A 3,409-nucleotide genomic window follows, 5' to 3' on the forward strand; every position below is an offset into this window, starting at 1 on the left:
TGAGTGTTGGCAGAAATTATTGAGTTTTGATTTTATTCATTTTGTTTGTATGATAGATACATTTCACTAAATGGTAGATAATTTGAAGTGTGTTATGCCAACACCAACATGAAGCGGGTCAAAAAGAACCAGAAGTTACATAATCCAAATTCGCCTCTGCTGATTGGGGATGTTAAATGGGGTGATGTTGTAAATGAAGTTAATGAACCAAGCTATATTGACACACAACAGAAACTATTTTAATTAATTTCATGAATCATTTTTAATTAAATCATTTTTTTTCAGGATACTTTTAAATAAACCTCTAAAATATATTGAATTCAATTTGAATTTATTTGTTGCTAAAAAGAGATTTTTTGAAGTTCTGTGAAATCACGTATTTCTTGTTTTATATTATAATGTTGTAAGTTATACTTTTGTTTTATTTTTATTTTTGTAATTTTGTAAGTTATACTTTTGTTTTATTTTTATTTTTGTAATTTTGTAAGTTATAACTGACAAATTTATATATGATTATAATCTAATATATTATTAAGATGTGATTGCATGATTAAAAGAGAAGATTATCTTAATGTTTTTTATAACTATTTGGACACGGATTTTATTAAAATTATTATTGGGTTGCGTAGATGTGGAAAAACAACATTTTTAAAAAGTATTATCGAGGAACTTAAGGGTTTAGGTATTGCTGATGAGAATATAATTTACATATCATTAGAAAATGTGAAATATAGACATATTAAGACATCAAAAGAATTGGATGAAGTTGTTTTAGATAAGGTTAAAGATATTGAGGGTAAGGTCTATTTATTGTTTGATGAAATTCAATTGGTTGATGAATGGGAAGAGTCAATTAATTCATATAGGGTTTCTTTTGATTGTGATATTTATGTTACTGGATCTAATTCAAAATTGTTCTCATCTGAACTTTCAACATTGGTCGCAGGAAGATATGTTCATATAAACATTTATCCTTTTTCATTTAAAGAAATTTTAAAGTATCATAATGAAATTAACAATATTAAAATGGATAAAACTAAGATATATGAATATTTCATGCAATACATAGAATATGGTGGAATGCCGTCATTGCTTTCTTTAAAAGATGAAGATGGTAAAATCAATGCACTTCTTGACATCTATGATTCTATCATTATTAGTGATATACTTTCAAGACATGAAATCAGAAGAATTGACACATTTAAAAGATTCGTTTATTATATTATGAATTCCATAGGGCAAACATTCTCTAAAAAAAGTATTGCAAATTTTTTAAAATCTGAAAGTAAAAGAACTTCAAGAGAAACTATCAATAATTATACAAACTTCATTGTTGAATCACTATTTTGCCATAGAGTGCTACGTGAAGACATACTTGGAAAAAAACTCTTATCTACAGATGAAAAATACTATTTAACGGATCATGGATTTCATCAGGCGTTGGTTGATGAAAATAATAAATGGTTACCTAGAATAATTGAAAACATTGTGTATATTGAACTTTTAAGACGTGGATATTCAGTTAAAGTGGGTTGGGTTAAAAATAAGGAAGTAGATTTCATAGCTAAAAATAAGAATAATAAAATTTATATTCAGGTTGCTTATCTTTTAGCTTCTGATGAAACAATAGAACGGGAATTTACACCATTATTAAACATTCCTGATAAATATGATGCATATGTATTTAGTATGGATGAATTTAACATGTCTAGAGATGGAATAAAACATATGAACATAATTGACTTTTTATTAGGTGATGAAATTTAAGAAAATGGTTATTTGGGACTTTCTATTATGAAACTAAGCTGTCTAAAAAGTAGTAGATAATTCATTTACTTTTTAATCATTTTTTGTTCGTATGATGTAGAACAAATTTCACTAAAAGTAGTAGATAATTTAAAGAGTGTTATGCCAACGCCAACATGAGGCTGGTTAAAAAGAACCAAAAGTTGCATAATCCTGATTTGCCCTTGCTGATCGGTGAGATTGATGAGAGTGATGTTGTAAAAGAGGGTAATGAACCCAGCTATGTTGATTCACAACAAAGATTATTTTAAATTAATGCATTTGGACTGTTATATTTTTGTTCTTTAGCATTTGTGCAGTTGGGAATAGTTATAAAAGTATCTTTTTTTCTCACTGTTGTTCAATAACAGGCTAATTGTAAAATATTTAATATAAATTGTATAAATTATTAATTGACAACAATTATGGAACAATTATCATGGAATTTGAAAATAAAAGTGGATTAATAACCTTGATTATGCTTATTATGGCTTCTGCAGTTACATTAATCTCACAAAGTATTGTAACAACAAGTTTGCCTTATTATATGGATGATTTTGCAGTATCTTCAGCAACTGCGCAATGGACATACTCAGTATTTCTATTGGTGCTTGGAGTAATGATTCCTCCAACTGCATATATTACAAAAAGATTTAAAATTAAAACAATATTGATAACATCACTCATTTTATTTATCATTGGATCACTGATTTGTTTTTTATCAACAAACTTTGAAATGTTAATTGTTGGAAGAATCCTGGAAGCTATGGGAACTGGTATTTTAATGCCAATAGGTCAAATATTAATCTTTAGAATAATGCCTGAGGAAAAATGGGGATTTTTCATGGGATTAATGGGATTTCTTGTTGGAATCGTGCCTGCAATGGGACCTACAATCGGTGGAATTATAATTGACTTATTTAATTGGAGAGTTATTTTTGAATTTTTAGCGATAATAACTGTAGTAATTTTGGTTTTATCAATACTCCTTGCAAACTTTGAACTTGAAACCCAAAATTACCCTTTGGATTTCCCATCATTGATATTGTCAATAATATTTTGTGTAGGGCTGATGATTGGATTTTCAAATATTGCAGAGTTTGGATTCAGCTTTATTCATGTGATTTTACCAATAATCATTGGAATATTAACATTAATAATATTTGTTAAACGTCAAAACAAAATTGAAAATCCGCTTGTTAACTTAATAGTACTGAAAAATAAGTATTTTGTATATGGGACTGTTTTTGCAGCATTGCTATACTTTATGATGTGTGGAATCAATGTAATGGTGCCGTTGTTTGTACAAAATGTTGCATATTACTCTCCAACGGAATCTGGACTCATATTGTTCCCTGCAGCAATAATCATGATTGTGTTCAATTTCATAAGTCCTATAATGGCCGATAAGATTGGTGTAAAGCCGGTTTTAATAGCCTCATCAATTATGAATATTATTGGATTTGCTTGCATGATGACTTATAACATGAATTCCACATTTGAATATCTGTTGGCTACTCAGTTAATCAGGGGAATCGGCTGTGGGCTTGGTTTATCACCTGCCATTACATGGGCAATGAGTGTTGTTGCAGGTGATGTTGAGGATGCAACTGCAGTCAACAAC

The 3,409-nt window shown here is 28.7% G+C and carries 4 protein-coding genes; all 4 read left to right on the forward strand.

Annotated features, from left to right (window positions below; genetic code table 11):
* Positions 1–108 precede the first annotated feature (108 nt).
* The gene (locus QZ143_RS09530) at positions 109–243 is read left to right on the forward strand and encodes a hypothetical protein (protein WP_292883624.1); all 135 of its coding nucleotides are present in this window, start codon (positions 109–111) and stop codon (positions 241–243) included.
* Between the two features lie 303 nt (positions 244–546).
* Complete coding sequence (locus tag QZ143_RS09535) at positions 547–1,767, forward strand: ATP-binding protein (protein WP_292883627.1); 1,221 nt, start codon at positions 547–549, stop codon at positions 1,765–1,767.
* 155 nt (positions 1,768–1,922) lie between these two features.
* Positions 1,923–2,057, forward strand: coding sequence for a hypothetical protein (locus QZ143_RS09540; RefSeq protein ID WP_292883630.1), 135 nt, complete (start codon positions 1,923–1,925; stop codon positions 2,055–2,057).
* Between the two features lie 167 nt (positions 2,058–2,224).
* The coding region (locus tag QZ143_RS09545) for an MFS transporter (protein WP_292883633.1) at positions 2,225–3,409 on the forward strand (1,185 nt) is incomplete at its 3' end.

This window comes from Methanobrevibacter sp. UBA188 (genome assembly GCF_905234905.1).
In the GTDB taxonomy this organism is placed as follows: domain Archaea; phylum Methanobacteriota; class Methanobacteria; order Methanobacteriales; family Methanobacteriaceae; genus Methanocatella.